Here is a 14860-nt window from a genome sequence, read left to right as displayed (position 1 = left end):
CCCATCAGATGATCTACATGAAGTCGAAAAAATAACGAATGACATGAAAAAAGACCGGTGAAGTGTAGGTTAAGCTATCGATCCGGCTTAAATGGCTTTGCTTCAATGCCACGAATTTATCGCCATCGCCGATTAGCAGATCCCGCTTTAACACGGAAACCGTTAAACTGCCAAAGAAGCCGCTCAAGCTGATCAACATGCCTGACAATAACCCGAAGATTGGGTTGAGCGGCGTCAGGTAGGGATAGATTAGATAGGAAACTCCTGTCGTGATGACAAATGCAAAAGCGAAACCCTCCCAAGTCAAATACGGATTGGCGGTGGGAACTATTTTCCGCTTTCCTACATAGAGTGATGCCAGATAGTGGACCACATCATTGAGCTGCGTTAGCACTACTAGAAAAAGCACAAGCCCCGCTCCATACTCCGGTGTAGCAAATTGAAAGTAGGCCAAGTGACTAAGTCCGAATACCATCAGCATAAGCCCCCATTGGGTGGAGCTGACACTACGCATAAAACCAACCGTGCCTTTATTAATCATTCTGGGCAGCGGCAGGAGCAAGAATACATATACCGGGATGAAGACAATAAACATTCCGTACCACTCGATATAAATCCAGTAGAACTGCAACGGAATGGATAAGTACGCCCACAGAAATAGCCTGCGGTCGGATTTTCGTGATTTCATCATAGAGAAATACTCTTTCAGTGCAAAGAAGCAGAGCACCATGAGAGACAGCAGAGAGACGACGGGATTAAATAGGGTAGCTAGGCAAAAGATAAAAAGCATTCCCCACCACGTCTTGATACGAAAGCCAATGCCCGTATAATCCTTATTTGGCTGTAGCTTCCCTATAACTACATACATCAAATGAATGGCCGATAAGGCCGCAAAGATAAGAATTATAGTTAATAAAGAGCGGTCGATAACTGATCACCAACTTGTCCTAGAGTAGATTCCATTAATGGGTTCATATGTTATTATGAAGGAAACGCTCAAACTTGATAAGGGGAAAATTGTAAATGGCAGCAGATCCATCGGTCTTTATATTACTGACGAATACCGGGACGCTTTTTACGAAGCTCATTCAAGGCTATACAAAAGCACCCTATAATCATGCCTCGATCTCCTTTAATCGGGAGCTTTCCGAGCTGTATAGCTTTGGCAGAAAGCATCCGAGCAACCCCCTGAATGGAGGGTTTGTGAAGGAGGATATTAAGACAGGTACGTTCAGCAAATACCCTAATACAACATGTGTCCTATATGAACTTCAAGTTACAGCCCGCGAAGTGGAGAAAATGGAGCGGGTCTTGCAAGTCTTTATCCGAAGCCGTCAAAAGTATCTCTATAATATTCTCGGCGTAATTGGCATTGCCCTGAAGGAGCCTGTCGAATTCAGTAACTCTTATTTTTGTTCGCAATTTGTAGCGGAAATTCTAGAGCGGTCGGGCATTAAGTTATGGAATAAGCTGCCTGCACTCGTTACTCCGGATGATTTTCGCCAAAGTGATCGGCTGCGATTGGTTTACCAAGGTAAATTAAGTGATTATGAACCTGAGCGCCTAGGAGGAGACGAAGGATGAATAGCAAAGAAATATTTTCTAATCGGGTGGATTCGTATGTAAAATATCGGCCGAGCTATCCTGGAGAAGCCATTGATTATTTGTACAATACTATTGGGCTCCAACCCAATTGTGATATTGCTGATATTGGTGCAGGAACAGGAATATTCTCAGCATTACTTCTGGAGCGCGGGAGTCGTGTGACTGCCGTTGAACCCAATCCGGAAATGCGTAGAGCTGCGGAAGAGAATTTCGCAAAGGTTAACCATTTCTCTGTATCGCCGGGGTCTGCTGAACATACAGAATTATCCGACCAGTCCATGGACTTTATCGTATGCGCCCAAGCGTTTCACTGGTTTGATAGGGACGCAACGCAATTGGAATTCAAGCGGATTCTAAAACCGGGTGGAAAAGTGGTTCTGATATGGAATTCCCGGCTTACTTACGGTACCCCATTTCTGGAGGAATATGAGCAGCTGCTACAGTCCTTCGGGACGAACTACACTCAAGTTAATCATAAGAACATTACTCCTGAGATCCTTAGTTCCTTTTTCAAGAAAGGACAGATGCAAGTAGCGCATTTTAGCAATCAGCAGGTATTTGATTTGGAGGGATTAAGCGGGCGGCTTCGATCGTCTTCCTACACTCCGGTCCCCGGAGATCCAAGCTATGAGAATATGATGGCCGAGCTGCGGAATATTTTTGAACGAAATAATCAGGGTGGGCAAGTGTTTTTTGATTATAATACCGAAATTTATTGGGGCGAAGTGTAAAGTAAATAAAAAGACTCAAACCTTTGAGATAACAGGGTCTGAGTCTTTTTTACTTGGTAGTTATGAAAGATGTACGTAAAACGTGGTGGACTCGCCGACGAAACTTTTGGCATGAATTTTTCCTTTGTGCTGCTCGATAATGGATTTGGCAATCGCCAGCCCTAGGCCATATCCCCCTTGTTTACGCGCCCGGGAAGCATTTGTACGGTAGAATCGGTCAAAGATGCTCGCTAAGTGCTCCGGCGCAATGCCCTCCCCAGTATTGGTGACCGCTAATACCATGTCATTATGCTGTTTTTTAAGGGATAAGGTGACTGAACCTTTAGGGTTCGAATATTTTACAGCATTGTCCAAGAGAATCATGATCACTTGTTTGATCTGTTCACTATTGCCTAGCACTGTCAGATCAGGCTCGATATCATATTCAAGGGAGATATGCTTCTCAAAGATTACAGCTTCCATCGTTAAAATGATATTTTCAACCACGTCGCTCAGATTGAATTTCGAATAAATCATTCTCGATCTGGAATCGTCCATCTCGGTCAGGTACAGCAGATCATTGGTCAGGCTGGTCATTCTTTCTGTTTCCGATTTGATATAGTGCAGCCACTTGGACTGATTGTGAATGGTGTCATCACTGTTGGACAGGAGAACATCCGCATTGGTGTTAATAATAGTCAACGGCGTCTTTAACTCATGGGAAGCATCCGCAATAAATTGTTTCTGTTTCTCAAAAGCCTCCTTTACCGGCGCAATTGAACGATTAGCAAAAAAGCGGCTAGCGAAGTACAAGATAATCAGCATCACTGAGCCAACTACAGAGAAGGTATAGATTAGATTGGTGAGGATTTTTTGCTCTGCAGTGATGTCCAGAAATACAAGCATCGCCCCATCATTCGTATGCTGGATGTTGAAGATCCATTTGCTGCTATCCAAGGTGAACCTTCCGGTATCTTTACCGGCGCTTAGTGCTTCTTGCAGAGCCGTATTATAAAATTCATCGTCCATAGTAAATTTGGAATCTTTCCCCGTAAGGTTGGACGCTGTATCTATTTTCAGCATAAATGAGATTGAGCGTTCTGGAGGAGGTGTTCCGTTATCCGTACGTTTATTATCCACACGTGGTAACGTGGCTCCTCCTTTGGTATTGCCTAATCGTCCTGTGTCACCACCGGGAGACTTGTAGTTTTCCATGATTCTGTGAAGATCCATCTGAATATCGTTTTGGACATCCCGGTACGTAATTACATATATGGAGATGAAGGCCACAAGCATGATCACCGAGATGGTGACTAAGTTAACAATAAGAAACCGATTTCTGAGCTTCGTGAACATTAGGTCGTCACCTCTAATACATACCCTACGTTTCTGATCGTACTAATGCGTACGGTCGAATTTAAGAAGGTCAGTTTTTTTCTCAAAAAAGAAATATACACCTCTACATTATTGTGCTCAGCATCTGAATCAAAGCCCCACAGCTTCTCAATAATTTGTTCTTTGGAGGTTACAGCTTGTTTCCTCAAGATCAGAAGCTCCAATAGCTCGCATTCCTTTAGATTGAGCTTGATCTCTTTGCCACCCACGGTAAGCTTCAGATTGGATGTATTCAGTTCAATATCCCCGAACTTTAAAGCATCATCTGGTATCACCTCGCCTTTACGTCTTAGTACAGCCCTTATTCTTGCCAATAAGATCTCCGAGGAAAAAGGTTTGGCGATATAATCGTCAGCCCCATAGTCCAGCCCAGTGACCATATCTGTAATTTCACCCTTTGCGGTAAGCAGGATAACGGGAGTGGGTATCCCCTTTTTCCGCAGCGTCTTGAGGACGCTGACCCCATCCATCTCAGGCAGCATGATGTCGAGCAGCAGCAAATCATAGATTCCACTTAGTGCGTAATCCAGACCCGACCTGCCGTCATGGACTGCATCCACCGAATAATTATGTTTTTTTAATATTTGAGTTAAGGCCTCAGCGAGATGAAGCTCGTCTTCTACTATTAATATTCTCATGGTTTTGCCATCCCCTACATAGAACCAGTATTTGTTATTGAGGTCATTATATCAGGATTACCTTTATTGAACCTTAATGAAGGTTGAGATAGAAGTGACTGCGAACAGCAGTTTGAAATCAAGAAATCTGCAGACAACAGCGGCCGGAAGTCCAACATTCACCGCAGTTACGACTTACACCTGTGTTAAGGGAATGTAAAAGATAATCAATAATTTGTAAAACCATTTAAGATTCATTAAAGGTTTGGGATCTAAGATACATTCATAAGCACACGAGACAACGATAAACAGAAAGGATTGATCACATATGGCGATTGAGGTATTCAACCGTTATGAGAACAAATATTTGTTGGACAACGAAGCCTACTATAAATTTTATAACCAATTGCTTGAATACATGGAACTAGACGATTTCAACAAGCAACATGAGTTTTACTCCATAACCAACTTATATTATGACACGGAGCACAACACCCTGATTCGTAACAGTCTTGCGAAGCCCAAGTACAAAGAGAAGCTTCGTTTAAGAGCATACGGTGTTCCAAATCAAGATACGAAGGTGTATCTGGAAATCAAAAAGAAGGTATTTGGTCTTGTTAATAAAAGAAGAACGTCGCTCAAATTAAACGAGGCTTATGATTTTGTCGCCACCGGTATGGAACCGGAATTCAAGGATTACATGAATAAACAGGTGATTGAAGAGATCAAATATTTTCTGACACGCTATGATTTGCAGCCCAAGGTGTATCTGTCTTATGACCGAAAAGCGTTGTTCTGTAAAAACAATCGCGATCTAAGAATTACATTCGATACAAATATTCGCAGCCGCCGGTACGATCTGAAGATGGAGCACGGTGTTCATGGCGAACCCTTGCTGGAGCCGGGGCAGTGGCTTATGGAAGTAAAAGCTGAGAACACGATTCCGGTCTGGCTGGCCAAAATGCTCTCAGAGCATCAAATGTACCGTACAAGCTTCTCCAAGTACGGCAACGAATATAAAAAAATGCTGAAGAACAGTAAAACAGAACGGGAGAGTGCCCTCTATGCTTGATTCATTATTTACCGTAGCAACTAGTACAGAGTTAACGTTTACCAACGCACTGCTAACTATTTTTATAGCTATTGCTCTTGGCGGGATCATTAGCTACACCTATATGAAGACCAATGCCAGCGGCTATTCGCAAAGCTTCACACTAACAATGGTACTACTGCCCGTAATTGTGGCCATCATCATTTTGCTTATCGGCAGTAATGTTGCCAGAGCTTTCAGTCTTGCCGGGGCGTTCTCCATCATTCGGTTTAGAAGTGCGCCGGGCGATCCGAAGGATATCACATTTGTTCTGTTCACCATGGCTTCTGGACTTGCCTGTGGAGTGGGTTCCTTTGGATATGCAGTCTTGTTCACCCTTATCCTTTGCGCTCTTATGTTTATCCTTAACCGGACTAACTTTGGCGTAAGAACAACGTCGCAAAAAACATTAAAGGTAACCATCCCGGAGAGTCTGGGATATGAGGAAGCCTTCGCTGAAGTGTTCAATAAATATAACGTTGGGTATGAGCTTAAAAAGATTAGAACGACTGAGCTTGGCAGTTTATATGAACTGGTCTACGCTGTAACGCTGGGTGAGGCTGTGAACCAGAAGGAATTTTTGGATGCGATTCGTACCCGGAACGGTAATTTAGACCTGTCTCTGACCATGACTCCAACTGCTAATGACTATTAAGATAACGAAAGGATGGATGAAAAATGGATAAATATATAACCGGAAGTAAAGTAGGAATCTTGCTATTGTGTGCATTACTTATGTCGGCTTGCAGCACCAATTCCACAACAACACAGTCTGAAGCCGCGGGTACAGCAGCAGCCTCGGCAACAACGATAACTCAGAACGGGGCTGTCACGGGAGTGCAACTGGCAAGCGCCAAACTATCCGATCTGGTGACGTTCGATGAAGAGGATTCTAATACAACTTGGACGGCTGACCAATCGACGGAAATTGCTTTGGCTGGAACAAGTGCGCTTGTTGACGGCACCGGGGCTGAGTCTAAGGATGGCTCAGTGACAATTACTGCAGCAGGAACTTATGTGCTGTCTGGTAAGCTGAGTGATGGACAGATTGTAGTTAATAATCAGGATGAAGGTACTGTGCACTTGGTACTGAACGGTGTGAACATCACGAACAGCGATAGTGCAGCAATTGATATTAAAGAAGCGGGGAAAGTGATCATTACCTTGGAAGACGGGACGGAGAACTCCGTATCTGATGGAGCAACTTACGTGTATGCCGATGAAACTACAGATGAACCGAGTGCGGCTATCTTCAGTAAAGCGGATTTAACGATTAATGGGACCGGGAAGCTATCTGTTTACGCTAACTATAATGACGGAATTACGAGCAAGGACGATCTGAAAATTATGGGTGGCACTATTGAAATTAAGGCTGCCGATGACGGGATTGTAGGTAAAGATCTTGTCGCTGTACAAGACGGAAATATCAGCATAACGGCAGAAGGCGATGGAATGAAATCAACCAACGATACTGAGACGGACAAAGGCTTCATAGCAATAGCAGCAGGAACATTTGATATTACGGCTGGTAATGATGGAATTCAAGCTGAGACTTCACTTGTAATAGATGGCGGAACATACACCTTAGTTACGGGTGGGGGCAACGAGAAGGGTGAAGTGAAAACAGGTGATCAAGGGCAAGGTATGGGCATGAGAGGTGGCCGAGGTCAGGGAACAGGGGATCAAGCACCAGGAACAACAGGAACCTCAACATCTGAAACCAAACCAGAGACGATGCCAGAAACAAAACCGGAGATACCAACAACGGAAGCATCAACAACGGCAACAACGGCAACAACGGCAACAACGACAACAACGACAACAACGACAACAACTACAGAATCTGAAACACCAAGTACTAAAGGCTTGAAGGCTGGAGGAGATATAAGCTTAAATAACGGAACCTTTACCATCGATTCTGCTGATGATGCAGTGCACAGCAACAGTAACATTGCTATAGCTGATGGAGAATTCAACATCAAAACTGGCGACGATGGAATCCATGCGGATGCTTTGGTGGCGATATCTGGTGGTAAAATTGATATTACGAAGAGCTACGAAGGGATTGAAGGAGCAAACATCGAGATTTCCGGTGGCGAAGCTCATGTGGTTGCTTCTGATGATGGAGTGAATGTAGCAGGAGGTAACGATGAGGCGACTGTAGGCGGCGGCCCTCAGGAGCAGGATCAATTCAGCGATTCTGCTAGCAATATGCTAACGATTAGTGGAGGAACACTAACGGTCGATGCTTCAGGTGACGGGCTGGATTCGAACGGCTCCATCACAATGTCGGGTGGCACGGTTATTGTCAATGGACCTACCAATAGCGGTAACGGTGCACTTGATTTCGACGGTAGCTTTGAACAGAGTGGAGGAACTTTGGTGGCTGCGGGAAGTTCGGGCATGGCACAAGCACCGTCTGACACCTCTAGCCAACATGCAGTCAGCATGACCTTCCCTCAGACCCAGGAGGCTGGAACATTGGTTCATCTAGAGGACAGCGAAGGCAACTCGATCCTGACCTTTGCTCCTTCGAAGAGCTATCAAACGGTGGTGATTAGTTCACCGGATCTGAAGGACGGCGGTTCTTACACCCTCTACTCGGGAGGTACCTCGACCGGTAGTGAAGCGAACGGACTGTATACGGATGGTGAATATACAGGAGGAACAAAAGTAGTAGCGTTCGAAATTACAAGCAGCGTAACTTGGCTAAATGAATCCGGAGTAACAACCGCAAACACTAATCAAGGTCCAGGTGGCGGTGGTGGTGGAAACAGAAGACCTTAGGTTATAAATTGCATATCAAAAGCCACTCCAGCATTATTTTGGAGTGGCTTTTTTTAGTTTGAGATAAATTAGTCGCCGTTAATAGGGATGGAATTCTGTTTAATCGGTTGATTTGAAGTGTTGATGATCACATTATGTGAATTAAAAGACAGAATTTCAATCAGCTGCTCTGCCATATGGTTAGCTGTATATTTAAATCCGCCTTTTACCCACTCTATGATTAATCCAAATAGAGCATAGGCGGTATAACTGGAAAACAATTCGATATTTACATTGGTATTAGTGTTATTAACTGCGACTAAGTCCCGCTTGGTGAGCTCCTTTAAGAGGTCGCAAATCCTATTTTGGAACCCTGGCAGAACATTGGAATTTATAATGATGGTATAAAAATTAGAGTAAGAGACCACATGTTCAAAAATCTTGATGCTCGAGGTGGTCAGCTCACTAACTATAAATTTATCGGTATGAAGATAGGGTTCTTTATAAGCCTTAATTAAATCCTCCAACACATCATCAATTAGCTCATTTAGAAGTTCTTCTTTGGTTTGATAATGTTTATAGAAGGTTCCGCGGTTTAAATCGGCAAGGGTAACGATATCGGTTATCGTAATGGTGCGGAAATTCTTTTTTTCCATGAGTAATATCAATGCGTTTTTAAGCTCTTTACGCGATTTGCTAGTTCTCCGATTATTTTTAAGCAACAGAAGACCACCTAACTGTCTATTTTCTAATCCTATTTGAACAGAATCCCACGTTATATATATTTATGAACATTTGGTGTCTCATTTGTATATTGATAGTTAAATTTTAGAGGATTAAACTTGAGTAGTATAAATTTTAAGCGTTAAAGAGATTTTATATATTGATATTTACATTATAGATAAACGTAAAGGAGACTTCCAACATGAAACTTCAAGACAGAGTTGCAGTGGTTACTGGGGCGGCATCGGGTATGGGGAAATCTATCGCAGAGTTGTACGCTAAAGAAGGGGCAAAAGTGATTGTAGCCGATCTGAACCTAGAAGGTGCTGAACAAGTAGCCGCAGGGATCAATAGTAACGGTGGAGTAGCTAAGGCACTGAAAGTAAATGTTGCCCTGGTTGGAGATATTGATAGCATGATTGATACCGCTGTAAAAGAATATGGCACGCTAGATATTTTAGTGAATAACGCAGGGATTATGGATGGCTTTGAGCCAGTTGGTGATATTACAGATGAACGATGGGATCTTATCTTTGATATCAATACCAAAAGTGTAATGCGGTCCACTCGTAAAGCACTGCCTATTTTTCTGGAAAAAGGAAAAGGGGTTATCGTTAATACCGCTTCTACAGGTGGCGTAAGTGGTGCCCATGCGGGAGCAACTTATACTGCCTCTAAACATGCTGTAGTAGGCTTGACGAAAAACACAGCTTTTATGTATGCCAACAAAGGGATTCGTTGTAATGCTATCGCACCAGGAGCTACTGCCACAAACATCAGTGCTTCAATGAAAAATATAAATGAATTCGGCGTGAGCCGTACGCAATTAACACAGGCTGTGATCCCTCGTGTAGGTACACCTGAAGAAATCGCACAAGTTGCGTTATTCCTGGCTTCGGATGATTCCAGTTTTGTAAACGGAGCTATCATCGCTGCTGATGCGGGTTGGACTTCTGCATTCTAAATGTTGGTTGTCTACCTCTGCCTCAACAATTTATCCACGGAGTCTTAGGGACACAGATGACGTTATTCGCAAATTTTCAGCCTTTTGAGAAGGGATTCGGACTCCAGAGACGCTATTTCATATAAATCGGCCCATATTTTGTGTTTTCGCGCCAATAGCTGCAGTGGAGTCCGATAGCAATTCAAATGTGGAATAATGGCGCATTTAAGGTCTTCTGGGTCCTCTAACCAATTTTTTGGGGCAAAATGTTATCGGATTGAACGCAGGGGTGCCCCAGCACGCTACCATTTTGCCAAATGATGACCCAAACGGGAGGCTACATAAAACTCCGCTAGAGATTAATCTAGCGGAGTTTTTTCTACGCTTGATATTTCCAGGGGAACCCTGCAAAATAGAGAGAATGCTAACTATAGAGGAGTTATATGAAATGAACGATGTTATGGTGCGGAATCATGTAAAAGTCATTGGAGCAGGAGAAAAAACTATCCTTTTTGCGCATGGATTTGGGTGTGATCAAAGCATGTGGCAGTTTATCACGCCATCATTTGAGAAAAAGTATCGAATCGTTCTATTTGATTATGTAGGCTCAGGCCATTCAGATTTAAGCGCCTATACATCGGATAAATATCATACTCTCCATGGTTATGTACAGGATGTACTAGATGTCATCGAAACATTTGAACTCAAGGATCTTATTTTTATAGGTCATTCTATTAGCTCTATGATCGGTTTGCTTGCTTCAATCGAGCGGCCGGATTATTTTGATAAAATGATTATGATCGGACCTTCCCCACGTTATTTAAATGAGGGAGATGCTTATTTCGGGGGCTTTGAAAAAAGTGATATTACTGAGCTTCTGGATATGATGGAGATGAATTTCGCGGGCTGGGCTAGCTTTATGGCTCCACTTGCGATGAATAACCCTGACCCGATGTTGACTAAACAGCTGGAACGAAGTTTTATTTCGGCCGACCCTATTATCGCTAGAGAATTTGCGGAAGTTACATTTTTTTCGGATCATCGAGAAGATCTGCCTAAAGCGACAGTGCCTACCCTCATATTGCAATGCTCGGATGATAGTATCGTTCCTATAGAAGTAGGAGAATATTTACATAGACATATGAATAATAGTACGTTCCGGTTAATGGAGGCCAAGGGCCATTATCCACATATTAGCCATCCCCAGGAGACCATTACTTTGATTAATGAGTATCTTGGGTGAGATGGAGAAGATTATGGTGTTGAAAGGATATTTAGACAATGGATGACCGGTTAAAATATGCGCCATGCGGATATGTTTCCATTACCCATGAAGGAATGATCCTCGATGTGAATCAAACCTTTTTGGATGGGATGGGATATCAGCAGGTTGATTTGGTAAATAAACATTTTGAATCTATCATGTCTACGGCAAACAAGCTTATTTTTCATTCATACTTCTATCCTTTTATCAATCTGAATGGACATGTAGAAGAGCTATTTATCAATTTGAAGGACAGCAAGGGGCAAGCCGTGCCTTACTTGTTAAATGGCAGACGCCTTGAGTGTGAAGGTGTAGAGGTCATTGATTGTATTCTCGTACAGATGGGCAAACGTATTGATTATGAGCTAGAGCTACGATCTGCGAAGAAGCAAATAGAAGAGGCTTATTGGGAAAAAGATCAGGCGCTTGCAAAGCTCAAACAAATTCACCTGGAAATCGAGCAAAAGCAAGCTGAGTTGCTGGAGATGAATGCCGTTTTAGTAGAGCTATCTACTACAGACAAGCTTACTGGATTAAAGAATAGAAGATTCCTGCAAGAAAAGCTGGAAGAGCAGATTGCAGCGTATCACCGTGATCAGGCGCCTTTTTCATTATGTATTCTAGATATTGATCACTTTAAAAATGTGAATGACACCTACGGTCATCAGATGGGTGATTATGTCCTGGAGAAATTGGCGAGTATCCTGAAGTCCCAATCTCGTAAAGAAGATATCGTAGCTAGGTATGGTGGTGAGGAGTTTATCCTTCTGCTGCCTAATACAGATTCATCGGATGCCACGGCTATAGCTGAGAGTTTACGACAATTCATAGCCAGCTCCACTTGGGAGATTGGCAGCATTACGGTAAGCATTGGCATAGCTACCTTTGAAGCAACCGATACAGACATCACTCTTCTGGAAAAAGCTGATCAAGCGCTTTACGTTTCTAAAGAACAGGGGAGAAATCGCGTTACGCATATTATGGATTTGAGTGAAAAGCTTCTTTAATTGGAGGCTTTTTTTGTTATTTATAAACGATACATCCTCTTTGCTCTAATTGCTCTAAAATGTCTGTTCCCTTCAAGCTGTAAAAGGGAATTCGGAATTTCATGAATGGATCTCCTTTGTAATTCGTATTGGCATCAAGCCTATGTGACAACGTTACGATAGAATATAACAGGATGATGATTTATTATCAGTATGTTGGCATACAAAACTATGGAATGTGGATCATGCCTACATTATCTATTCGGGGATTATGGCGATCTGGAAGTGATCCATCCCTCCAATATAAGAGTGCTGTCTGCGGTGGCTATGAATGATACTGTATTATTTGAGATTAAACATGAGCCTTTTAAGCAGATGCTTGCCGATTACCCGTTGATTAAGGAGCAATTGATGCTGCTGCAAATGGACCGTTTATTTTTATCGAATCGGTTATTACATGAAATGAAATTTCATGATGCGAGAGCGCGTGATATGATCGGAACGTTAAGGGAGACGGCTACCCTTGTACTTAAAGATCTGCAAGAGCAAAAGATTATTGAGATTCAACATCAGCAGATCACCGTGTTAGACCCGGCGTATTTACTGGAGTATACGGATTTCGATTGAGAAGAGCCGTTCCGGGATTCAGAGAATCGATTATTAAAGGGGTTATGAATGTGGCTTGTAATCATTGTGTAGTAAGAGATCTGAATTTTGAAATCAAGGCTCATGGTGAGCTTAATCTTAGGGTTTTACCTGAGGTTATTCATCACTTGAGTAGAAGTAATACGATACATAAGGTGGAAGAAAATGTGATTACAGTTAAGGAGGCTGGGGTGCGGGATTTTCTGGATTTCTGTAATGACCATATGGAGTCGGAGCAGGTTGAATTCCGTATAGATGACCAAACATGGAGACCTCTATCCGAATTACCCACTGTACTTGATATGGAGTGGATTGATGAGGTTATCACTAAGGGTCTTGTTACTTGCTACTTCCAACCGATTGTTAACGTAAGGGAAGAGATTTTTGCATACGAGCTCCTATCCAGATTTAAAAAAGAAGACGGATCTCTTATCTATCCTAATGAGATTTTTGCGGCGGCACGGAATCGAGGGCGTTTATATGCTTTAGACCGGTTATGTAGAATGACGGCTGTAAAATATGCTGCACCCTTAAATAAAAAAACGTTTATTAATTTTATCCCAACGTCGATCTACGCTCCAGAGTTCTGCTTAAGATCAACCGTTGAACTGGCCAATCAATTAGGCGTCGATCCTTCTCTTTTTGTCTTTGAAGTTATTGAGACGGAGAAAGTGGATGATCTCGCTCATTTGAAAGCTATTTTGACATATTACAAGGATCGGGGATTTGAATACGCTTTAGATGATGTTGGTGAGGGCTTCAGCACGATCGAGATGTTATTGGAGCTTAAACCCCATTACATGAAGCTGGATATGAAATATGTTCAGGGTGTGTCCAGCGATCTGAACAAACAGAAAATAGCAAAGCAATTTTTAGAAAAAGCTTTAGAAATCCAATCCGTTCCTTTAGCAGAAGGTGTGGAGTTTAGAGAGGACTTTGAATGGCTTAAGCAGAGTGGTTATCAGTTGTTTCAGGGCTATTTATTTGGAAAGCCTGATCCTATTCCCAAACAGTAATCCTAATGAGTATATATCCGTCCAGAGGATGAGATGAATTTCAGGTCAGAGTCTGAGTACAGCCAACCCCCGGGGTTGTATAATTTAGGTAATTGAAAAGGGGGACGGGATGGATATGAAATGGCATCAATTTGTAACGCGCTGGGCAGATTCTAGGGGCTTTGATGGACGAGAGATTGATTATCAATGGCCTTCTCCCTCATTTCCGGTCATCAGTATTCGCAGTAATCTAGGGCGATACTCAGGTCAAGCGTATGGTCGTGGAGGTAAACCCCGTGTGAAGACAGCCGTTGGATTAATCGCTATTGGAGATGTAGCTGTCGGCTTGATTTCCATAGGTGCGATAAGCGTGGGCGTATTATCCTTAGGAGCAATATCACTGGGAATGTGGTTAGCGATCGGAGCAATAGCACTTAGCTGGCTTGGCTTCGCAGTGGGAGCGATTGCGATTGCAGGCGTGGCTGTAGGAGCGATCGCAATCGCGGAAAAAGCGTTAGGGGCCATCGCCATAGGGGATACGGCGTTTGGTGCGATAGCGATAGGCAGGATCGCTGGGGGTGCCATAGCTATCGGACAATGGGCATATGGTGTAATCGCAGTTGGCGAACATGGTTTCGGATTAATTCCCATCACGGGCGATGTGTGGAATTGGTTCCGGCGGTTGTTTGGATCGGGGAGTTAAGTAGACCTACAGTCCTAAAGGATGCCCTTCTCTTCCGGGATGGTCGATAAATAATATCTATCACATAAGAAAAACTAATTGCAATTACCTATATTCATTTCATACCAATTAATCATGCGATCCGATCTAGGCTTATGTTACTCTTTGAATGTATTCGAAACTTCATAGGCAAACCTATGGAAATGTAGGGACGCAAAGCTAAAGGGACTAAGGTTATCATAACTATTGTCAGCCAGCTGCCAAAGAGTGTGTAACGCTTTTTGTTAAAATATAAGAAAGTATAAGTTATACACCTATACTTAATATCTTATATTTCTCGCTTAAACGCTTGCCGTCCTTATAGGACGCTGAAGGCGTTTATGCTTGTTAAGGTTTAATAAAAATTAAGTCTTAATTTTTAGGCGACTTTATACGCAAT

Annotated in this window: 16 protein-coding genes and 1 riboswitch; of the genes, 12 read left to right on the top strand and 4 right to left on the bottom strand. The window is 42.8% G+C overall.

All coding sequences use genetic code 11. The annotated features are described in order from the left end of the window. Positions 1-13: 13 nt before the first annotated feature. Positions 14-928 carry a phosphatidate cytidylyltransferase gene (locus NYE58_RS35150; protein ID WP_076132799.1) on the bottom strand — a complete coding sequence of 305 codons (915 nt, stop codon included), beginning with the start codon at positions 926-928 and terminating at the stop codon, positions 14-16. Positions 929-1023: 95 nt separating this feature from the next. Here NYE58_RS35150 and NYE58_RS35145 point away from each other — a divergent pair, with 95 nt between their 5' ends. Continuing rightward, the gene (locus NYE58_RS35145; RefSeq protein ID WP_076220564.1) at positions 1024-1584 is read left to right on the top strand and encodes a hypothetical protein; all 561 of its coding nucleotides are present in this window, start codon (positions 1024-1026) and stop codon (positions 1582-1584) included. Continuing rightward, positions 1581-2336: a class I SAM-dependent methyltransferase gene (locus NYE58_RS35140; protein WP_341004137.1), complete on the top strand. Its 756-nt coding sequence runs from the start codon at positions 1581-1583 to the stop codon at positions 2334-2336. The genes NYE58_RS35145 and NYE58_RS35140 overlap by 4 nt, the downstream gene beginning before the upstream one ends. A gap of 60 nt (positions 2337-2396) precedes the next feature. Here the strand turns inward: NYE58_RS35140 and NYE58_RS35135 are convergent, their stop codons facing one another. Together NYE58_RS35135 and NYE58_RS35130 are read right to left on the bottom strand one after the other, a co-directional pair. Next, positions 2397-3671: a sensor histidine kinase gene (locus NYE58_RS35135; protein ID WP_341004136.1), complete on the bottom strand. Its 1275-nt coding sequence runs from the start codon at positions 3669-3671 to the stop codon at positions 2397-2399. After that, positions 3671-4348 (bottom strand): response regulator transcription factor, encoded by a 678-nt coding sequence (locus NYE58_RS35130; protein ID WP_076099753.1) that lies wholly within the window; start codon positions 4346-4348, stop codon positions 3671-3673. Before NYE58_RS35130 ends, NYE58_RS35135 begins: the two co-directional genes overlap by 1 nt. A gap of 76 nt (positions 4349-4424) precedes the next feature. Between NYE58_RS35130 and NYE58_RS35125 the strand changes: the two genes are divergently transcribed. The 4 genes from NYE58_RS35125 to NYE58_RS35110 all read left to right on the top strand — a co-directional run bounded on the left by NYE58_RS35125 (position 4425) and on the right by NYE58_RS35110 (position 8204). Then, positions 4425-4547: a hypothetical protein gene (locus NYE58_RS35125; RefSeq protein ID WP_341004135.1), complete on the top strand. Its 123-nt coding sequence runs from the start codon at positions 4425-4427 to the stop codon at positions 4545-4547. 108 nt (positions 4548-4655) lie between these two features. After that, positions 4656-5399 (top strand): polyphosphate polymerase domain-containing protein, encoded by a 744-nt coding sequence (locus tag NYE58_RS35120; protein WP_076105108.1) that lies wholly within the window; start codon positions 4656-4658, stop codon positions 5397-5399. Next, entirely contained in the window at positions 5392-6072 is a 681-nt protein-coding gene (locus tag NYE58_RS35115) for a DUF4956 domain-containing protein (protein ID WP_076132792.1), read from the top strand. The genes NYE58_RS35120 and NYE58_RS35115 overlap by 8 nt, the downstream gene beginning before the upstream one ends. A gap of 23 nt (positions 6073-6095) precedes the next feature. Next, complete coding sequence (locus tag NYE58_RS35110; protein ID WP_341004134.1) at positions 6096-8204, top strand: carbohydrate-binding domain-containing protein; 2109 nt, start codon at positions 6096-6098, stop codon at positions 8202-8204. A gap of 68 nt (positions 8205-8272) precedes the next feature. Here NYE58_RS35110 and NYE58_RS35105 read toward each other — a convergent pair whose 3' ends face one another. After that, on the bottom strand, positions 8273-8905 hold the full coding sequence (locus NYE58_RS35105; protein ID WP_256718954.1) for a TetR/AcrR family transcriptional regulator: 633 nt from the start codon (positions 8903-8905) through the stop codon (positions 8273-8275). Between the two features lie 203 nt (positions 8906-9108). On the opposite strand from NYE58_RS35105, the gene NYE58_RS35100 reads away from it, so the two are divergent. The 6 genes from NYE58_RS35100 to NYE58_RS35075 all read left to right on the top strand — a co-directional run bounded on the left by NYE58_RS35100 (position 9109) and on the right by NYE58_RS35075 (position 14442). Continuing rightward, entirely contained in the window at positions 9109-9870 is a 762-nt protein-coding gene (locus tag NYE58_RS35100) for an SDR family oxidoreductase (RefSeq protein ID WP_076124164.1), read from the top strand. Positions 9871-10297: 427 nt separating this feature from the next. Continuing rightward, the gene (locus NYE58_RS35095) at positions 10298-11092 is read left to right on the top strand and encodes an alpha/beta fold hydrolase (RefSeq protein WP_076220289.1); all 795 of its coding nucleotides are present in this window, start codon (positions 10298-10300) and stop codon (positions 11090-11092) included. Between the two features lie 38 nt (positions 11093-11130). Further along, a complete protein-coding gene (locus NYE58_RS35090) occupies positions 11131-12120 on the top strand; it encodes a sensor domain-containing diguanylate cyclase (protein WP_076124160.1) in 990 nt (329 codons plus the stop codon). A 210-nt stretch (positions 12121-12330) separates the two neighbouring features. Continuing rightward, entirely contained in the window at positions 12331-12726 is a 396-nt protein-coding gene (locus NYE58_RS35085; protein WP_312147483.1) for a Crp/Fnr family transcriptional regulator, read from the top strand. Then, positions 12723-13760 carry an EAL domain-containing protein gene (locus NYE58_RS35080; RefSeq protein WP_341004133.1) on the top strand — a complete coding sequence of 346 codons (1038 nt, stop codon included), beginning with the start codon at positions 12723-12725 and terminating at the stop codon, positions 13758-13760. Before NYE58_RS35085 ends, NYE58_RS35080 begins: the two co-directional genes overlap by 4 nt. Positions 13761-13875: 115 nt before the next feature. Next, entirely contained in the window at positions 13876-14442 is a 567-nt protein-coding gene (locus tag NYE58_RS35075; RefSeq protein ID WP_076124374.1) for a hypothetical protein, read from the top strand. 157 nt (positions 14443-14599) lie between these two features. Then, positions 14600-14686, top strand: a riboswitch (cyclic di-GMP riboswitch). Positions 14687-14860: the final 174 nt, after the last annotated feature.

The organism is Paenibacillus sp. FSL L8-0708 (genome assembly GCF_038009325.1).
In the GTDB taxonomy this organism is placed as follows: Bacteria; Bacillota; Bacilli; order Paenibacillales; family Paenibacillaceae; genus Paenibacillus_AQ; species Paenibacillus_AQ odorifer.
Note: the sequence above shows the minus strand (reverse complement) of the source record. Positions and strands in the feature narration are given on the sequence as shown.

Bases quoted from the DNA above. Each gene is read 5' to 3' on its own strand.
- NYE58_RS35115 (WP_076132792.1), top strand. From the start codon at position 5,392: ATGCTTGATTCATTATTTACCGTAGCAACTAGTACAGAGTTAACGTTT.
- NYE58_RS35110 (WP_341004134.1), top strand. From the start codon at position 6,096: ATGGATAAATATATAACCGGAAGTAAAGTAGGAATCTTGCTATTGTGT.
- NYE58_RS35090 (WP_076124160.1), top strand. From the start codon at position 11,131: ATGGATGACCGGTTAAAATATGCGCCATGCGGATATGTTTCCATTACC.
- NYE58_RS35130 (WP_076099753.1), bottom strand. From the start codon at position 4,348: ATGAGAATATTAATAGTAGAAGACGAGCTTCATCTCGCTGAGGCCTTA.
- NYE58_RS35075 (WP_076124374.1), top strand. From the start codon at position 13,876: ATGAAATGGCATCAATTTGTAACGCGCTGGGCAGATTCTAGGGGCTTT.
- NYE58_RS35125 (WP_341004135.1), top strand. From the start codon at position 4,425: ATGAAGGTTGAGATAGAAGTGACTGCGAACAGCAGTTTGAAATCAAGA.
- NYE58_RS35135 (WP_341004136.1), bottom strand. From the start codon at position 3,671: ATGTTCACGAAGCTCAGAAATCGGTTTCTTATTGTTAACTTAGTCACC.
- NYE58_RS35145 (WP_076220564.1), top strand. From the start codon at position 1,024: ATGGCAGCAGATCCATCGGTCTTTATATTACTGACGAATACCGGGACG.
- NYE58_RS35085 (WP_312147483.1), top strand. From the start codon at position 12,331: ATGGAATGTGGATCATGCCTACATTATCTATTCGGGGATTATGGCGAT.
- NYE58_RS35140 (WP_341004137.1), top strand. From the start codon at position 1,581: ATGAATAGCAAAGAAATATTTTCTAATCGGGTGGATTCGTATGTAAAA.
- NYE58_RS35100 (WP_076124164.1), top strand. From the start codon at position 9,109: ATGAAACTTCAAGACAGAGTTGCAGTGGTTACTGGGGCGGCATCGGGT.
- NYE58_RS35095 (WP_076220289.1), top strand. From the start codon at position 10,298: ATGAACGATGTTATGGTGCGGAATCATGTAAAAGTCATTGGAGCAGGA.
- NYE58_RS35120 (WP_076105108.1), top strand. From the start codon at position 4,656: ATGGCGATTGAGGTATTCAACCGTTATGAGAACAAATATTTGTTGGAC.